This window comes from Moorena bouillonii PNG, from assembly GCF_001942495.1.
Lineage (GTDB): Bacteria > Cyanobacteriota > Cyanobacteriia > Cyanobacteriales > Coleofasciculaceae > Moorena > Moorena bouillonii.
This window is the reverse complement of record NZ_MKZS01000001.1, coordinates 2,206,608-2,223,685: the sequence shown is the minus strand read 5'-3', so window position 1 is coordinate 2,223,685 and position 17,078 is coordinate 2,206,608. Positions and strand designations below refer to the sequence as shown.

The window sequence follows — 17,078 nt, the reverse complement described above, 5'->3', positions numbered from 1 at the left end:
ATGTCCCAAGGGGTTAATCTTTAACCAACTAACCTACCCTAAAAGGTAAGCCTCAGAGAACCAACTAACTTACCCTACACCGACTACGGGGCGAACAACCAACGTGACGTACTTCAACTCGTCAGAGCCATACCGATGCGACGGAGTTGTCCTTTTAGACTGGCATCAAATATCTGAGACCCGACTTTAATGATCACACCACCAATTACATCCGGGTCAATTTTTGTATCCAGTTCTACCTGATTGGCTCCCGTGAGGGACTTAACTTTCTCACGAACTGATTCTTGCTGAGCTTCAGAAAGTTCTATTGCTGAACTGACCTCAGCCAAAACAGTTTGATCTAACTCCCTGAGAAGTTCTTGGTACTTCAGGCAAATGCCTTCCAAAAACGCAATGCGCCCACGGTCTACTAGAATCCTTAAAAAATTCATGGTGTAGGGGTGAAGTTGGTCCCCAGCAATTTGTTGCAACACCCCGATTTTATCCTCAGCTCTAACCACAGGAGAGCCTAAAAACTCCTGCAATTGTGGCGATTCTTTCAAAAGACTCAGCAGAGTATCTACATCCTCACTCAGTTTGCCTTTGAGTTCGTTATCGGACTTAGCCAAATCGAGCAACGCTTCTGCATAAGGTTCGAGTACTTGGCCACTCAAAAAACCACCTTTCATGAGCCACCTCCCAACAGAGCGATGTTGCGGTCAATTAATTGTTGTTGAGCGGAGTTATCTAATGTCTCTCTTAGTTGGGAATCAACCTTAGCCATTGCCATAGTAGCAACTCGCTGGCGTAGTTCGGCCATGGCTCGTTCCCTCTCCGAGTTCAAATCCTGAACTGCTGATTCTTTCATCCGTTCAATCTCTTGAGCCGAAGCGGCCAAAATTGCCTCTTTAGCTGCTTTAGCATTAACTTCTGCTGCAGCACGAATGTTTTCTGCCTCGACTTGGGCTTGAGCTAACTTCTGCTGTTGATCTGCTAAGGCTTCAGCTCCTTGTCTTTGACGAGCTTCTACTTCTTTAATGGCCTGTTCAATTTTTGAGCGTCGCTCACTCAAAATGTTTCCCACTAATTTGCTTCCGAAGTAGTAGAGTACTCCCAACAAAATACTCAGGTTGATTAGGTTGGTTTCAAGAATATTAAAGTTTAATCCAAAACCACCTTCTCCATGAGCTTCTGTTGCCAATAATACTAAATTCCCCATCATATCCGTTTACAATTGTTTTGAACGCATAATCTTGCTAAGCTATGACCTGTCCACCTACTCTCAAGATAATTATCTCAAGACAATTATTTTAAGACAATTATCTCAAGATAATTAATAGTTTGAAATAGTTTGACAGTACTCCCACATCGCCAATCTCTTAGGAGTTTTAGTAAATATATGGGTCAGGCGGTCAAGACGCCACCATTTATCTTACTAACGCTGGCCCTAACAATTTTTCTAAGATTTGGCGAGATAGATCATCCACCTGTTGTTCGAGGGAAGCCATTGCTTGCTGTTTCTGTTGATCAATTTCTTCTTGAGCTTTTGCTCGTTCAGCCTGAGCTTCTTGTTGGGCTTCAGCGACCGCTTGAGCTGCCATTTTTCTGGCATCTTCTTGAGCAGCAGCGATCACAGCTTGAGACTGCTTCCGGGCTTGACCCAACTGTTCTTCATACTCTTTAGCCATTTTTTCGGCTTTAGACAAGCGTTCTTTGGCATCAGATTCCTGATTCCGGATGTATTCGTCACGCTCATCGAGGGTTTTTGTCAGTGGCTTATAGAATATGGTATTTAATACAACTGTCAAAACCAGAAACTGCAATGCCATCAGAGGCAGAGTAGCATCAAAATCAAACATTTTTTACAAATCCCAAATCGGAATCAAACCGAACAATTCACCGTATCAGACCTACCATGTAGAGACGTTGCCTGCAACGTCTCTACATCAAGTATCAGGTTCTAAGAAAATGGGTTAGCAAACAGCAGAACCAGAGAAATTACCAGACCATAGATAGTCAGGGATTCCATAAATGCCAAGGTTAACAGCAGAGTACCGCGAATTTTTCCTTCAGCTTCCGGCTGACGAGCAATACCTTCTACAGCTTGACCAGCAGCATTTCCTTGACCGATACCAGGGCCGATAGCAGCTAAACCGACAGCGAGAGCAGCAGCGACAACTGAAGCAGCAGCAATGATTGGATCCATGATTATTTTTCTTATCCGTGATTAAAGAACAAAATACAGAGCTACTAGTCAGAAGGAAACTCCGAAGGAGTGATCAATTCCAACTATTCCTAATTTAAGGCTACCGTGCCATTCCCATCATAAGGTTATCCCTTAATGTTCTTCGCCTTCGACTTCTATTGCCTCGTGAATGTAGGCAGCTGCCAAGGTAGCGAATACCAGGGCTTGAATTGCACTGGTAAATAGACCTAGCGCCATAATTGGCAACGGGATAAACAGAGGCACTAGCAGCACCAACACGGCTACTACCAATTCATCTGCCAGAATATTGCCAAATAAACGGAAGCTTAGGGAGAGGGGCTTGGTGAAGTCTTCTAAAATCTTGATCGGCAAGAGGATTGGTATTGGCTGAATATAGCCAGCGAAGTAACCTAAACCCTTCTTGCTCAAACCAGCGTAAAAATACGCCAAGGATGTTAGTAAGGCTAAAGCAACGGTGGTATTGATGTCATTGGTAGGAGCCGCCAGCTCACCGGATGGGAGCTCGATAATTCCCCAAGGAATTAGGGCTCCTGACCAGTTTGACACGAAGATAAACAAAAACAGTGTACCGATAAAAGGTACCCAAGGGCGATATTCTTTTTCCCCCAGCTGGTTTTTCGCTAAATCCCTCAAAAATTCTAGGGCGTACTCCATCAAATTTTGGATACCGCCAGGAACCATTTGGACATTTCGAGTTGCCGCAAGGGAAGCTACTACCAGAATAGCAATCACTACCCAGGAGGTGAGAAAAACCTGACCGTGTAATGTTAAATTGCCAATCCGCCAATAAAAGTGTTCACCAACTTCTAAGGAAGCAAGGGGTAAAGAATTCAGAACGTTTAAAGCATTTATCATTTCCATTCTGGAGATTTACCCAGATTTCTGTCAAGGGTGAAACGTCTGTTTATCCTACCAATAAATCCGACTTAAATAAATCTTACTTAGAGGTAGGATTTACTAGGCTTTGCAGGATATAGACGATAATTGCGGCTTTGTACGTCAGAAACCCTAAAAATATAGGAAGTATTTGTAATTTTTGCCATTGACTGGCTACTACAATTATCCCAATAAAAACCGCAAACCGAGCCGTGCTCGGACGCCTATTTTGTTGGCTTAGCCGCTCTACGTCTTTAGCCAACATTCTCAAGTAAACCATACCAGTACACGCCCCAATCAAATAATTCAAGGCAATGTTGAGGGAGTAAACCAGCCACACACAGATGAAAATAATCCCTGTCGCGACTAGGGTGACCAACAACAGAGTTTGTTTGAGTTGGTAATACTCCTCCATTGACGAACTCGTTGAAGGGGACAAGTAACTTGTTTGCGTGTTTTCCTCCATGGTCAATGGTTTCTCAAGAGGGTCATCTGACAAGTTCACCGGTAGCAGCAAATGCTAGTCCAGTCATCTGGCTTGTTTTCACAAACCAGAGGTAATCATATCATGGGAAAGGTCACAATACTTAACAAATCTGGTATAAAAATAACTAATCCCTCCGAAGTGCGGTATAAGTAAGGGTTTCGGCTGACAGGGTGATGGATAAATGCGGCAACGGATAGGTGCATGTAACGGATAGGTAGTGACTACACAAACTAAACTTCCAGACTTAGGCTGACCACACCAATGATTTTCTCTGAGTCCTTGAGGTGCGGACGAAAGTTTGTATAGCTCCATCCTTGAGGGGGCAGGGGACTAGTGCTAGAGGTGATTGACTGACTTTACTCCTAAAATCAACGGTTTTACTTAGGTAGCGGTGGAGCGGTAGCTAAACCGAACAAAACCATTGCCAATGTTGGGTTTCACTATGTTCGACCCAACGGACAAACCAAAATTTGTCACTCAACAGGGAAAGTCTATATATTGTATTGGGATCTTGATGCGTTCGCGTAGCGTGGCCTACGGCCAATCGCGTAGCGGCTCGTACCGAGCATCGCGTTTGAGGGAAGGATATCTCATTTGGCGTACTTCTTAAGAAGTATCTCGCAACTAGCGAGAGGCAACAAAGGTACGACCCAACAAAAATATTGGTTAAATATTACTGAATTGAATTCAATAAATACCGACATGGTCAGCAAAGCACTAGTATAGATGCCAATTTGTCGCTTCATGGCACTCAGAAATACTAGACTCATTACCAACACCATTGGCAACTTAGCTTTGATACCAATGAAATCAGGATTTGATAATGTAATTAACCCATCTAAGGAAGGAGCATTAACATGTCCGTCTGGATTTCTAGTGGCTGAAAATAGAATCGATTTAAAGAATCCTTCTGCATTCCATAAGATAAATGGTAGTGACGTTATCCCAGGGATAACAATTATTAACAACAAAGCGATGAAGGTATCCTTGATAGGATTATCCTCTGATGATTGCCAAGCCCAAATCAGATAAAGTGGTAGTAAAAAGATAGCAATTTGTTTAATCGCTAAAGACAAGCTAAACATCAAGAAAGCTGTGGACTTGTGTTTCGGCAGTAACATCAGGGAAAGAATCAGAAAAAATATAGCTAGGAAATCCAAGTTGCCGTCGATACTAACATAAATTGTCCATCGGTTCAGTAACCAGAATAAAGCAGCAAACCAGCCAAATATAAAGAGGTTATGGTTATACAAATGATAGAAAATTAGACCAGCAATCCCGATATTAACCATTAAAAATATCGGTCGCCATAGGGAAATCCAGTCTGAGTAGTCTTGGAACCCCAATAATTGAGTTAATGCTGAAAGCCAATAAAAAAGGGGGAAATAGGTAGCATACTTCTGATTCTCTCTCATATTTCCCGATAAGACTCTAGCGTAGGGATTTTCCCCCGATAAAATTCGCTTCCCTTCTACCCAGCTATAGTAAATATCATGTCCTTCAGTGTTATAGTTCCAAACTTGCAAAAGTTTGACATTAATCACAACACCGACCACAGCGATTAAAATTAGACAGATAATTACTAAACTCTTTCTTTGACTCATTATCATCTTCCTTCTTGGTTATTCGTTAATTAACCATTAACGAATAACCTTCAATGATAAGTATTCAATCGAACTTGAGCTCACGGTTTACTTTTTCAGGACGCCCCATCCCAGCTGTGATGGCATAACTTTGAGCCAACAACTGTAACCAAAGCCGTGGATAACGCTTTTCAAGCCAGGGCTGTAACCGTCGAACTAGACTGGGAAACCAACCTTTGAGCAACCCGCTGACCAAGGCATTGCTAGTAAAACTTAAGTAACTGCCTACCCAAAGCAAGAAATCCTTAGCACCAGCCATTTCCAAAATCCAGGGGATGAGGGCAGGGTTTCGCCGAGCTGCTTTGAGTGCCAGTCGATTAAAGGTTAACCAACTGAAACGGTCTTTAATAAACGTATCTGGTACCTCCGGTGGTTCATCTGCCAACAATCCAAAGAAGGTATTGAGCATGGCGTTAATCCGCTGGGGTGGTAGATGACGACCTGTTGGTACCATCATCCCTTGGGAAAACAGCCAGGTAACAGCAATATTACTTTGATAGGCGCGAATTTGATTTAAATCCTTAACACTCAAAAGATTGTGCCGCAAGGCAGTGTCCAACAGATCGGTTAAGCGATAGAGGTTACGCACTAAGGAACCGAAGCCAGTGAACACCAAGGGGGACTGAAGGGAAGCAGCATCACCAATGGCAACCAGTCGGTCAAAGGCCACAATGCGATCGCGACTTCCCACCGTAAAATGTCCGGGAATATACCCAAAGGTTGGCTTCTTCCACACCAACTTTTCTATATCACATCGGCGGTACTCCGGTAAGATAGTAAAGAAATCTTCATACATTTCTAATAAAGAGCCGGGATTCTCAGGATGTATCTGATGGTAATGGAACAAATAAATTGTCAATTCCTCACCTGCACCAGGGAACAACTCCCAAATCAGCTGACGTCCCCGTGAAATATCCCCATGACTATTGAGAACATCACCATAATCGGGATCCCACACCTGAGGCTCTAATCCCTCAATCACAGCCCCCACGGTGGGACAGACACTATTAAACGCCCTACCCCCATTGAGCTGCCAAGCAATTGGTGAAGCCGTTCCCATGGCATCCACCAACAGACGACCACTCACTTGTCGGTTAGATTTAGTCGGTAAGTGTTGCAAGTCCACCACAACTTCCTCTGGGGTGATAGTTGCTTGGATAAACTCTGTCTCATCCCAGATTTCTCCCCCAGCACTCTTTAGTTTTTTCCCACACAGTTGCAAAAATTTAGCAGAATCAATGGCGATATTGAGCACCCTTGGCGTGTGCAAAATGGCTGCTTTCAAGTGGGGTGGGTTGTTGCTATCAAAGAACTTATTGAATCCATCAACGTATTCCCTAGCAATAATCCCTTCAAACTCAGTTGGGGTAAATAAACCCAAATCAATCAAGCTTTGAAACTCATCCCGTGAAATATTCCATTCCCGGTTCATCCGCCCAAAGGTTAACCGCTCAATCAGCAATACCCGATAACCCCGCTGCGCCATTGTTGCAGCATGGATCACTCCCAAGGCACCACCGATGTAGATTACGTCGTACTTAGAGGTTGAAGGTTCAAGGTTAGTCGGTTGAAGGTTAGATGGTTGAAGGTTAGATGGTTGAAGGTTAGATGGTTGAAGGTTAGTTGGTTGAAGGTTAGTTGGTTGAAGGTTAGATGGTTGAAGGTTAGATGGTTGAAGGTTAGTTGGTTGAAGGTTAGATGGTTCAAGGTTAGTTGGTTGAAGGTTAGATGGTTGTTCGCGAACAACGTGCAACTGGCCAACCTTCAACTGTTGGGAACTTTCAACCTTCAACTCCTTAAACACTACCTGCTTGGGCTGCTGGGGGTTACGAACCCCCTCACGCCAGCGCTTTTCCCACCAATAAACTCGATTCAGGTCATATTCTCCTCTAGGCATTTTCCGGAAAAAGTGCACAGTCTGAGGATAATAGGGTGCTAATGCTTCAAAGATGGATTGCTCCGATAACTCTACATCCGGTGGTTCTGGATAGTGGTACGGGAATTGATCCCGAAGACTCTGGGTCAGCTGTCTTAGAATTAGCGTTTCGCCGCTCAGGGGCTTTTCGGACCAACGAAAGGCTTTGAGGTAGGTGGTTCGCTGGACGGACCACACAAAAATCGAGATTTCTGGAATCAAAGAAACTACAACTGTAGTCTTGTGATTAGAATTCTCATCAGGAGTAGTCTCCCATTGCAGACGGATACCATCCGGCGTGATTATCTTATCCCCGAGCTTAGGCTGCCATTCCTGTTGCAACCAGTGGCAGACAGTCTTGGTGTCTGGTGTAGGGATTTCTACGTACAAAATCTCTTTCATAGGGGTTATGTGATCACAAATGTCATTAAGAGGAGAGACGGAGGTAATCAGTAGTGAAAATACGCTAAGCTTCCAAGTATCGACTTGTTTAATATTCGTAAAAATACTTTACATTGATTTCAGTTTAGTTATAGTCAAGGGTGCCCTTGTTTGTTAGGTATGAATTATCCCATTCCAGCTAGTCCACAAGAAATAGTCGCCCTACGTCAACAACCAGTTGATGAAGAACTGGTGGTAATGGCGATTGCTGGTGTCATTCAAATTGCCCGTCAAGAGGGACAGTCCCTTGACGATTTAACTGCCGAAGTCTTAGCAGAAGACGATTGGCTTGATCACTCACAAAGAGTATTACTCAATGACCTGCTTGTCGAAGCCTGGGAGAGTCTGCCTGAATTGGAATGGCAGGCGTCTTAAGCGACGCCCGAGCTGCTTAGGCTAATTGCGACGACTCAAGCCATAATGCATCTACCTTTTTCCAGCAATTCTCAGTATGAAATATCAACTAGTGTTGGGATAGAGTTCTAACTCCAATCCCTCGACCATGAAAGTGAGGAGATCTTCCCAACTATCGAAATACATATAACGGGTCAAGGCTCGCAAATCCTCAAAAAAGGTTTTCCGAGTTGGGTTTGTGTGCTCGCAACACCTGATACTTGTGATCCAGCAATTCCAGCAAAGTATGAAATAGCAGAGAGAGGAGATAATGGGTAACTAGAACACAGGAGAGATGTTTTTGGCCATGGCCAAAATTGTGTTCTAGGTTGTAGCCCAATGTTTTAAGGGTATTGTTGTTCTCATTTTCGACTTAAGTGCGAGCCCGACCGGATTGAACAATGTCGGCCACATTGTGATTTGTGATCTTGAAATCAGTGGCAAACCCATTGTTATAAACGACTAATCCGTCAGTCATAGTGACGGTGAGTTCACACCAATTTACCAACAGGGCATCCTCCCCATCTTTGAGAGGCACACCATTGAGATAACGATAGGTGTAGATTTGCTGCTCAATCCGCTGTCCATCTTTTCACACTGACAGTGGGCAGTACAATGCCCGCCAGATGCTCATAGAGGGTAGGATGAGATGACTCGCGGCAAGTCAGGATAAAGTTGAGCCCCTCCTGAGATAGCAACTCGCATGCATTGCTGGCGGCAATACAGGTCATCCCCCAAAATCGTCACTAAGTGACGCCCGTAGCGTTTTCCATGGTTAACTATCCACCTTTTGGCTGCCGCCGTTTCGCAGTCGAGGCTTTTCATGGCCATCTTGGGGCACGATGAACTCTGGCATCAATGGAATTACTTGGCAACGATCTCGGCAGGCTATCACTGGGGTGACTACCCCATGAAAGTAGTGGGTTTTTCCTGACTTACTCTTTCTGGTTGAACATTGGGGACAGTGGATTTTCTGTGAGCTGAAATATTCCGTGCCATCGAGTGGTATCAACAGCGTGTCGGCAAATCCTCGAAACTTCCTCAACTGCCCCTGGTCTTCCAGCATTTGCACAATTTCCTCAAACACTGGCGACAAACACTCAGGCGTGAGTTGGGTCGAGTAAACTTCGGATCTGGTTGTCCCTTGGAATCTGATGCACTCGTGCGCAGGCTTTGAGCATTGCTGCACCCAAAGCTTTTCTCCATCTGGCGCTGGTAAGCTAGGAATGATGGAGTTTGGGTGAAGAACACACCAAAGGCACGCTTGGGCGGCATCTTCCAATGTAAACGCGAGTGTTTTTGCCCGTGCGCAAGTCTGGCAGAGATTTCAGACAGGAGCGAAAATAACTGACTATTGTGTCAAACAACCCTGGTGGTTTTGCTCGCTTCAACTCTCAGTAGTGATCTAGAAGTGATCTAGATATTAATACACTATCCGCATTTCCACAATTTGAACACCTATTTCCCAAAATGAGAATTGCTGACCTTTTTCATCATTGATTGATTGATTGGCATTAGACCTGCTATACTTAGTAGTTTGATGATGCTGTTTGCCTCAATTGTTGTTTATGCAAGCCTTTTGCCTGAGAACTCCGGCGAAGTCTATTGATTGGCAAATTTCCCCCAGTTAGAAAACTACTCCTGAGTCAAACTAGATCTTCAACAGAACCGATCAATTCCTATTCCCCTTGCCTAGTAGCTCGATCACGCTCTCGTAGCTGCAAGAGAATTTGGGCATGAAATTCCTTGGTGATGGGATAGAAGTAAGCGAGTGCTATACCACCAATCAAGAATAGGGTTGGCAATGGTCCAATAGCGATACGGATGGCTAGCAGTGCGGAATCGGGTTGGGTGGGGACTGGTTGCCCAGCAGTAGATGAGATGAATCCTGACCACTCTAGGACAATACCGACTAAAAACAGTCCTAGGGCTAAACCAAGTTTTTGCAGCAAAACCATGAAGCCATAAAATATCCCTTCCCGACGCTGACCTGTGGTCAATTCATCGAGTTCAATCACATCGGGCACCATGGACCAGGGGATCAGATAAGCCACAGAAACGCCAAAACCAGCCATAACAGCTAAACAGTACATTAAGGCCACTTGACCAGGTTGTAGCAAAAATAGACCAACTTGAGCGATAACCCAGATACTAGTGCCCATAAAGTAAGCGGTTTTTTTGCCCAATCGCTCACTGACCATCTTCCAGAAAAACAGCATTAATAACGCAGTACCTTGAACCGCAAGGGCGACTAAGGGAAAGGTAGACTCGGGCAATCCCATCCAATTGACTACGAAGTAAAGCAGGATAGAACCGATTAACTGGACACCTAACCAGGAACACAGGTAAATACCAATCACATATAGAAAAGGCTGGTTACTGAATACAATCCGCAGTTGCTCAAAAAAAGATAAGGAGGCTGAAGTGTCAGCTTCAGAGCGCTCTGTGAAAGCAGAGCTATCTTTCAGGTGGGGTTCTGGGGTAGAAAATATCAGAGTTATACCAAAGACGGTAATTAGTAAACCAAGAAGACTGAGAAAGATACCAGTGATATCAGGGTTGCTAGTGGCACCCAATAATTGGGCAGTCACTGGGATAATCCGGGCAATGCCATAGAAAAATGATAGGGGTCCAATTAGGGTGAGCAGAGTTCCTACAGTCTTTTTCTGCTGAGTTCCCAATATAGGCTGTGCACCTCGTTCTTGGATGCGCAGCACACACCACAATATCGGCACCACCGCCAGCAAGGTGGTAACTAACCCTAGCACTAGATATTGCTTACCACTATCACCGGCATAGGCACTAAAAATTAATCCCCCTAGAATTAAGGTTAGGATGCTGCCACCGATGGAAAAGGTAAAGCGAAAGCTGTTGAGGCTAGTGCGTTCGTTGTAGTCTTGGGTGAGTTCTGGGGTTAGGGCGGTGTAGGGTAGGTTAACTGCAGTGTAGGCAATGTTGAAGAGAATAGCAATCAGAAGATAGTAGCTAAACAGTAACCAGTTATTAATGGTATTGTTATTGCTGAAGTGCGGGACAATCCACTGTAAGAAAAACAGAACACCAAAGGGAATTGCCCCAAACAGCATCCAGGGAATGCGACGCCCCCAACTAGAACGAGTGCGATCGCTCATAATCCCAACCATGGGATCATTGATGGCATCGGAAACTTTGCCAATCATCAGAATGCTCCCTGCCAAACCCGCTGGTAAACCAGCCACATTGGTTAAAAATGGCAGGAGGTAAAAGACTAAGAGATTGGCGGTCATGGCTGGACCCATATCTCCAGCACCATAAGCTAGTTTGGTGGTAAAGTTAAGCTTTTCGAGTCCACCGGAGACTTGGGGACGATTACTGGCATCAGAACTAGAAACATCACTCATAACCGATAAGATAATTTAGCTAGCGAATGTAGTGATAGGGATTTTTTTAGCAAAACGAATCACTCATAAGCCATTTCTAACATTAGACTTCTTGTAGAAGTAGGGAAATTCGGAACTTGGGTTTATTCGGAACAACGGCCAGATTCGGTCGAATAGTTTTCGACTTTTGTTTCAGGTCAATTCCCTGAGCAATACCTAACCAATATCAATGGCACGAACTATGTCAGAACTTTACGTCTCCTGGTCAGAGTACTATGAAAAAATCGAACGGCTCGCTGTCAAACTCTATCAAGCCGATTGGGATTTCAACCAGATTGTCTGTATTGCTAAGGGCGGATTACGGGTTGGTGATCTGCTCTGCCGCATTTACAATCAGCCCTTAGGGATTCTGTCTGCTGCTTCCTATACTGGACCAGACAATCGTATCCGAGGACCGATAACGTTTTCGAGCCACCTGGCCATGACGACGGCAAAATTAGGTAATCGGATCCTATTGGTAGATGATTTAGTGGATTCTGGTATTAGTCTACGAGAGGGGATTAAATGGCTTTATAGTCATTATGGTACAGAAATTGAGGAGATTCGTACTGCTGTGATCTGGTATAAAGCCTGTTCTGGGATTGCTCCTGATTACTATGTGGATTATTTGCCAGATAATCCTTGGATTCATCAGCCTTTTGAACCTTATGAGTCCATGAGTCCAGCTGATTTGGCTCAAACCTATTTAGTTACAGAAGTGTGATCCGATCACGGCAGAGTGAGCAGAGGCAGCACAGGGGACACAGAAATAGCACAGAAATAATAGTTGAAAGCAACCTAGACTGAACAGAAGTGATATAATATCGAGACTCGACTACCTTGCTCTACTCAAGCTGCCAGAATTTGAGATTGTCCCAGTAAATGCGATCGCTTTCTGGGGGGAAAGACTGGATAGTTTGGAAATTCTGATCCTAGAGGCAAGTGAGTAAGATTTCGCAATTCCGATGCAACCCAAGGGGCAATACCATGGGAAATTGTGATTGCGGACCTGTGATTAACTTAGCTATTACTTTTAGCCCTCAAAATGTCCTCAAAATGTCATTTTAGGGCTATACAAAGGTAGACGCTTAATTTGGCTGGCCTTAGGCTAGGGTAGCCATAAAAATTTACAGCTTCTCACTAAATCCTGCCGAATTGGCATCATACTATTGGTTAGGCTATCACTGGATATAGAGGTGACAAGCCATAATCTGACCTACTCAATACCTAGAACTAAATACCTAGAACAAATGGAAATGTCAACAGTAGAACAAACGGAAATGTCAACAGTAGAACAAACAGAACAAACGGAAATGTCAACAAACCCTGAAGCAGAAAAGAAGAAAGAAAATAAAAAAGGGTTACGAGGTACCCCAGCCCAAGCTACAACTCGTCTGCTACTACACTTGTGGGATCTAGGGGGATCAAAGCAGGAGGTGAAAAGAAAAGACTTAAGTGATACAGTAAAACTGAATAATGAGAGGTCTGGTGATTATACTGACATCTTTAAAACATTGGAAACAGATGGGACGATCAAGAAAACAAAAAAAGCCCGAATCGAGTATGTGTTTTTGACAGAGCAAGGCTTGGAAGTACTAGATGCTGGCATCAAAAGCGCTGATTTTGAGTTTGACGGTAGTCTGGTCAGAGCCAAGGATGTCAAGGCTGTTCTAAATTGGATTCGAGAGAGAAGCTCAGTGGCTAAAGTCCTTGACCCAGGGGCTGATGCTGGACAAACTGGGGAAAATGCGATCGCTTCTTATGAAACCTTTGAGTCGGTAGTCTTGGAGGTTTACGACAAGCTGAATCAGGACTATAACCTTGATGACCTTGTACCGATTTATCGGATTAGACGGGAAATTGGGGATAGTGTCAGTCGTTCCCAGTTCAATGAGTGGTTGTTGGAGATGCAAGCTAAGGATATTTTGCAACTCCAAGGCGGTAGCTTACCCGATAGCGATCCATCCCAAATTGAAGATTCCATCACAACAGAACTGAGTGGATTACGCTGCTATGCTAAGCGGCTATAATCCTAGGCTGGCCTGGTTATTGTAATAAATCTCTGTTGACTGTTTGTAGCGTTTCCTCACACTAAAATGACTAACAGTTGATCATGAATAACAGTTCATCTCTCCTTGAACAACCATGAATAACAGTTCATCTCCCCTTGAAGAACTCCAGAATGCCATCAAAAAAGAAAACCCTTTTAACAAAGAGCCCGTTGTCAAGAAGCAAAATGTATGGAAAAAAGAATTACCTCACGTTACTTCTATCAATGCTCATGCTTACGATGCTGTTTTTAAGGCAATTGAAGAAGTTCGTAGCGGGCAGCGTCAGGTGATTGGCATTACCATCAAGGCTAACAAAGGGTTAGGCAAAACTCATTTACTCAGTAGGGTTCGCCATCAACTTCAAGCTGATGGCAGTGCTTGGTTTGTCTACATGACCGATTATAATGACCTTAATCGGATCAAGCCAGAATTTTTGAAAACCCTGGCATTAAGTCTTAAGGAGGTGGGTAGCCAGGGGGTGACTCAGTGGCAAGAGTTAGGGACTGCTTTAGCCAATGAGGCGATGCAAAAAAATTACACATCTCAGCAGTTAGTCAATGTATTTCCCAATGCCTTGGCTAAGAATCCGAGGCTAATTGAACAACTGACTGATAAAGTTCTTGAAATCAAGACCGACATCGACAATCCCTATCTGATCAAAGGTATTTTTTGGACATTATCAAACCAGCATGCTATTTATGCTATTAACTGGCTTTCTGGGAAAAGTTTAGCCCAGAAAAAAGCTGACGAAATGGAGTTACCTAACGATTCGGAAGATGACAAAGATCATTTCGATATAACTTGTCAGATTTTAGACCTAATTAGTGATTACAATCCTTTGGTAGTATGTTTTGATCAATTAGACGGTACAGAATGTGATGATGCAGGGTTTAGCAGAGCACAAGTTATTGCCAGCTTAGCAACAGATTTATACAATAGCCTTAAACGGGGGGTGCTGCTGACGGCTATGTTTCCTGAAACTTGGACACATCAAATTAGAGCATTAGAGTTAAATGATGCAGTTGTTGACAGAATTGGGGAGCGAGAAGTTGAATTAAAGCCTCTAAATTCTGATCAGATAATTGCTCTAGTTTACCTACGGTTAAAAGAGTTTTATGCTGAAAATAAACTAACTCCTCCCCAGCCGGTTTATCCCTTTAGCGAAGAAACACTGAAAGAATTAGGTAAACAAAGACCAACAGCAAGAGATGTTTTGAAATGGTGTCAAACTAATTGGGGATTACCTAATGGTAAGCAAGTTTCCTCCCATAGACCTCCTATAAATCCCGTTAGCTCTGCTTATAATAACGAGATCAAAAATATAGACAATATTGACAATGAAGAGTACATGGAAGATGACTCTCAACTGACTAACGCTATTAAGTTTTGCCTAAAGCAAATCATAGGACAGATAGTGGAAGGAGTCACAATCGAAAAAATTGAAGCTCCGGTTAAGCCCAAAAATAAATACCTAGGGGTAAAGATAGTTGGTAAACAAGAGGGGAAGACGGTCAAAATTGGAATAGCGGTCATCCAAACGTCTAGTTCAAACAGTGTAACAGCTGGGTTATCTCATCTTGGGAATTATAAAAAATATGATCTGACCCGTGGTTGTTTAGTCCGCTCTAAACCCATAAGTCCAAATGCCAAGAAGGCTCAAGAGTCTTTGAATAACCTTAAGGCTCAAGAAGGAAAATGGGTAGTGTTGAAAACAGAGGACGTTAAGCCCTTAATTGCGATTCGCGCTGTTTATGACAGTCGTGAAGACTATGAGTTGAGTGAAGAGCAGATTAAGGATTTTATCTCTAAAACAAACCTAGCAATAGATAACCGATTACTGCGAAAAATTTTGAGTGCTCCATCGGTCGAAATTCCTGAAGAGGCAGTGCATGAAGAGGCGTAAAGTTGGGTGATTAAGTCAACGAAGCTATATAGCAAAAGGAACAGCGGATATGGAAATAGGGAGTAGGGAGTAGGAAACTTCGGATAAAAATTATCACAATTACTACAGTGATTATTATATAATTTTTAGTTTTAAATGCTAAATTTAACAGGAGTTACACAGTTGACGCAAGGGATGAAATTGATTGATAGTAAGTGCTCTAGATATCTAGTAATGAGTTAGCAAGAGAATGAGTCAGCAAGATAGAATTTCAATAGCCCTACTTTTACCAGCACCAGATATCGAAGCCTTACTCGAAGGGCGAATGATTGCTGCTATACCTCACTTATTTATCAATCCAGGGCGTAAATTTGTCCTATATCCGTCTACACTATCAAGTAATATTATATCTAATAATATATCTAATAAGAATATATCTAGTAATCCCCTGTCTCTTGAGCAGTATTATCGCTCTAGTTTTAGAGAAATAGCCCAAAAAAGCCTAGCGGCACTGAATTCTGAAACAGTTTTAATTAAGGCTTGGGCTAGGTGTGAACTTTGCCAACATCTGAAGACAACTGAATCCTTGGAAAACTTATCACCGTTAACGGTATGGACAGCAGCAGGATTACAAGCAAGACTTGAGAAACAGCAGCGTATTTTCCTGGCTTACTTGCGGGTTTATCAGTTGCCTAAAGTACTTGAAGTAGCTAGAAGTAATACTAGAAAGAATACTAGTCAGCCCCTTGGGAAATTTGTTAGTTTAGGTGATAATATTAGGGTTACTGAGGATTGGCCAGTATTAAGCGATCGCATTTTCAGCCAACGGCGACACCAGCTAGAAAATCGACTCCCGCCACTGTATCCAGAATTGGAAGAATTACAGAGTCAAATCGCTAACCTGGCCATTACTAACCCAGCGGCTGAAGCCCTTGACGAAGAGATAAAAAAATTTATAGGCTGGAGTAGCAACAATCAGTTAACCTCATCTAATCCAGATTTAGCTTGGATAAATACCATAACAGCATTGGGAAATCGCAGCAAAGAGTTGGATCAAGGTAAAACTAATTATCAAGCTGGCACAGATTTTGAAAATATTGTTCGTGATAGCCTTAAGTTTCTGGGATTTACCATCGATCATACTCACAAAGGTGGTGCTGGTGGTTTAGATTTATTCTGCTCAAAACCTTATCCGTTGGTGGGTGAGTGCAAGGCTGGGAAAAAAATTCCTAACGATACGGCAGTACAACTGTTGAATTTAGGAACGTTACGTTTAAACAATCAAGAACTACTTAAAGAAACTGCTAAGTTAATTATTGGCCCTGGTGAGCCGACTAAACAACTTATGGATGCAGCTATGGTACATGGTATGGCAATTATTAATCCTGAAACTCTTGAGAAGCTGGTGAAACTCCAAAGCCAGTATCCCAATTCCGTTGATTTAATTATACTAAAGAATTACTTGATACCTGGTCAAGCTGATCAGGAAGTTGAGAAATATATTAATCATATTTCTGAAAAAATGAAATTGCGATCGCATATTGTCCAGCTGGTGAAAAAGCTAATTGACGATAGAGATAATCACACCGTGGGAGTAGAGATGATCTATGGAGCCTATAACTTCTCCAATCCACCCCAGTCCTTGACTCAGCCAGAACTACACGAAATATTGATTGAGCTTTCTTCTCCCTTAACTGGCTACTTGGGGCGAATCAAGGAAACGGATAGTAAAAGTGATTGCTTTTACTTCCTGCGGGACTTGCCCATGGATTAACTAGCAGAGGTA

General features: G+C 43.2%; 14 protein-coding genes and 1 pseudogene. 5 read left to right on the top strand and 10 right to left on the bottom strand.

Annotated elements, in window-relative coordinates; all coding sequences use genetic code 11:
• Window positions 1–113: 113 nt before the first annotated feature.
• The 8 genes from atpH to BJP37_RS09255 all read right to left on the bottom strand — a co-directional run bounded on the left by atpH (window position 114) and on the right by BJP37_RS09255 (window position 7,529).
• Window positions 114–668, bottom strand: a complete 555-nt coding sequence (gene atpH, locus BJP37_RS09290) for an ATP synthase F1 subunit delta (protein ID WP_075898226.1) — start codon at window positions 666–668, stop codon at window positions 114–116.
• Window positions 665–1,198 (bottom strand): F0F1 ATP synthase subunit B, encoded by a 534-nt coding sequence (locus BJP37_RS09285; RefSeq protein ID WP_075898224.1) that lies wholly within the window; start codon window positions 1,196–1,198, stop codon window positions 665–667. The genes atpH and BJP37_RS09285 overlap by 4 nt, the downstream gene beginning before the upstream one ends.
• Before the next feature lie 208 nt (window positions 1,199–1,406).
• Entirely contained in the window at window positions 1,407–1,838 is a 432-nt protein-coding gene (locus BJP37_RS09280) for a F0F1 ATP synthase subunit B' (protein ID WP_075898222.1), read from the bottom strand.
• Between the two features lie 101 nt (window positions 1,839–1,939).
• Entirely contained in the window at window positions 1,940–2,185 is a 246-nt protein-coding gene (atpE, locus tag BJP37_RS09275; protein ID WP_070392129.1) for an ATP synthase F0 subunit C, read from the bottom strand.
• A 132-nt stretch (window positions 2,186–2,317) separates the two neighbouring features.
• Window positions 2,318–3,067, bottom strand: coding sequence for a F0F1 ATP synthase subunit A (atpB, locus tag BJP37_RS09270; protein WP_070392128.1), 750 nt, complete (start codon window positions 3,065–3,067; stop codon window positions 2,318–2,320).
• A gap of 76 nt (window positions 3,068–3,143) precedes the next feature.
• The gene (locus BJP37_RS09265; protein ID WP_418904120.1) at window positions 3,144–3,548 is read right to left on the bottom strand and encodes an ATP synthase subunit I; all 405 of its coding nucleotides are present in this window, start codon (window positions 3,546–3,548) and stop codon (window positions 3,144–3,146) included.
• A gap of 611 nt (window positions 3,549–4,159) precedes the next feature.
• Window positions 4,160–5,173 (bottom strand): glycosyltransferase family protein, encoded by a 1,014-nt coding sequence (locus tag BJP37_RS09260; RefSeq protein WP_081431118.1) that lies wholly within the window; start codon window positions 5,171–5,173, stop codon window positions 4,160–4,162.
• Between the two features lie 64 nt (window positions 5,174–5,237).
• Window positions 5,238–7,529 carry a flavin-dependent dehydrogenase gene (locus BJP37_RS09255; RefSeq protein WP_229415255.1) on the bottom strand — a complete coding sequence of 764 codons (2,292 nt, stop codon included), beginning with the start codon at window positions 7,527–7,529 and terminating at the stop codon, window positions 5,238–5,240.
• A gap of 159 nt (window positions 7,530–7,688) precedes the next feature.
• Between BJP37_RS09255 and BJP37_RS09245 the strand changes: the two genes are divergently transcribed.
• A complete protein-coding gene (locus BJP37_RS09245; RefSeq protein ID WP_075898215.1) occupies window positions 7,689–7,943 on the top strand; it encodes a hypothetical protein in 255 nt (84 codons plus the stop codon).
• Between the two features lie 84 nt (window positions 7,944–8,027).
• Here BJP37_RS09245 and BJP37_RS09240 read toward each other — a convergent pair.
• Window positions 8,028–9,316, bottom strand: a pseudogene (locus BJP37_RS09240) (ISNCY family transposase).
• 324 nt (window positions 9,317–9,640) lie between these two features.
• Window positions 9,641–11,341 (bottom strand): MFS transporter, encoded by a 1,701-nt coding sequence (locus BJP37_RS09235; protein WP_075898213.1) that lies wholly within the window; start codon window positions 11,339–11,341, stop codon window positions 9,641–9,643.
• A gap of 220 nt (window positions 11,342–11,561) precedes the next feature.
• Between BJP37_RS09235 and BJP37_RS09230 the strand changes: the two genes are divergently transcribed.
• The 4 genes from BJP37_RS09230 (at window position 11,562) to BJP37_RS09215 (ending at window position 17,066) form a co-directional block, all read left to right on the top strand.
• Window positions 11,562–12,083: a phosphoribosyltransferase gene (locus BJP37_RS09230; RefSeq protein ID WP_075898211.1), complete on the top strand. Its 522-nt coding sequence runs from the start codon at window positions 11,562–11,564 to the stop codon at window positions 12,081–12,083.
• A 445-nt stretch (window positions 12,084–12,528) separates the two neighbouring features.
• The gene (locus BJP37_RS09225) at window positions 12,529–13,389 is read left to right on the top strand and encodes a hypothetical protein (protein WP_229415254.1); all 861 of its coding nucleotides are present in this window, start codon (window positions 12,529–12,531) and stop codon (window positions 13,387–13,389) included.
• 115 nt (window positions 13,390–13,504) lie between these two features.
• Complete coding sequence (locus BJP37_RS09220; protein ID WP_075898209.1) at window positions 13,505–15,313, top strand: hypothetical protein; 1,809 nt, start codon at window positions 13,505–13,507, stop codon at window positions 15,311–15,313.
• Window positions 15,314–15,542: 229 nt separating this feature from the next.
• Window positions 15,543–17,066: a DUF1802 family protein gene (locus tag BJP37_RS09215; RefSeq protein ID WP_075898207.1), complete on the top strand. Its 1,524-nt coding sequence runs from the start codon at window positions 15,543–15,545 to the stop codon at window positions 17,064–17,066.
• Window positions 17,067–17,078: the final 12 nt, after the last annotated feature.

Coding starts and splice junctions, on each gene's coding strand:
- BJP37_RS09255 (WP_229415255.1), bottom strand. CDS start 7,529: ATGAAAGAGATTTTGTACGTAGAAATCCCTACACCAGACACCAAGACT.
- BJP37_RS09285 (WP_075898224.1), bottom strand. CDS start 1,198: ATGGGGAATTTAGTATTATTGGCAACAGAAGCTCATGGAGAAGGTGGT.
- atpH (WP_075898226.1), bottom strand. CDS start 668: ATGAAAGGTGGTTTTTTGAGTGGCCAAGTACTCGAACCTTATGCAGAA.
- BJP37_RS09230 (WP_075898211.1), top strand. CDS start 11,562: ATGTCAGAACTTTACGTCTCCTGGTCAGAGTACTATGAAAAAATCGAA.
- BJP37_RS09220 (WP_075898209.1), top strand. CDS start 13,505: ATGAATAACAGTTCATCTCCCCTTGAAGAACTCCAGAATGCCATCAAA.
- BJP37_RS09265 (WP_418904120.1), bottom strand. CDS start 3,548: ATGGAGGAAAACACGCAAACAAGTTACTTGTCCCCTTCAACGAGTTCG.
- BJP37_RS09215 (WP_075898207.1), top strand. CDS start 15,543: ATGAGTCAGCAAGATAGAATTTCAATAGCCCTACTTTTACCAGCACCA.
- atpB (WP_070392128.1), bottom strand. CDS start 3,067: ATGGAAATGATAAATGCTTTAAACGTTCTGAATTCTTTACCCCTTGCT.
- atpE (WP_070392129.1), bottom strand. CDS start 2,185: ATGGATCCAATCATTGCTGCTGCTTCAGTTGTCGCTGCTGCTCTCGCT.
- BJP37_RS09260 (WP_081431118.1), bottom strand. CDS start 5,173: ATGAGTCAAAGAAAGAGTTTAGTAATTATCTGTCTAATTTTAATCGCT.
- BJP37_RS09280 (WP_075898222.1), bottom strand. CDS start 1,838: ATGTTTGATTTTGATGCTACTCTGCCTCTGATGGCATTGCAGTTTCTG.
- BJP37_RS09235 (WP_075898213.1), bottom strand. CDS start 11,341: ATGAGTGATGTTTCTAGTTCTGATGCCAGTAATCGTCCCCAAGTCTCC.
- BJP37_RS09245 (WP_075898215.1), top strand. CDS start 7,689: ATGAATTATCCCATTCCAGCTAGTCCACAAGAAATAGTCGCCCTACGT.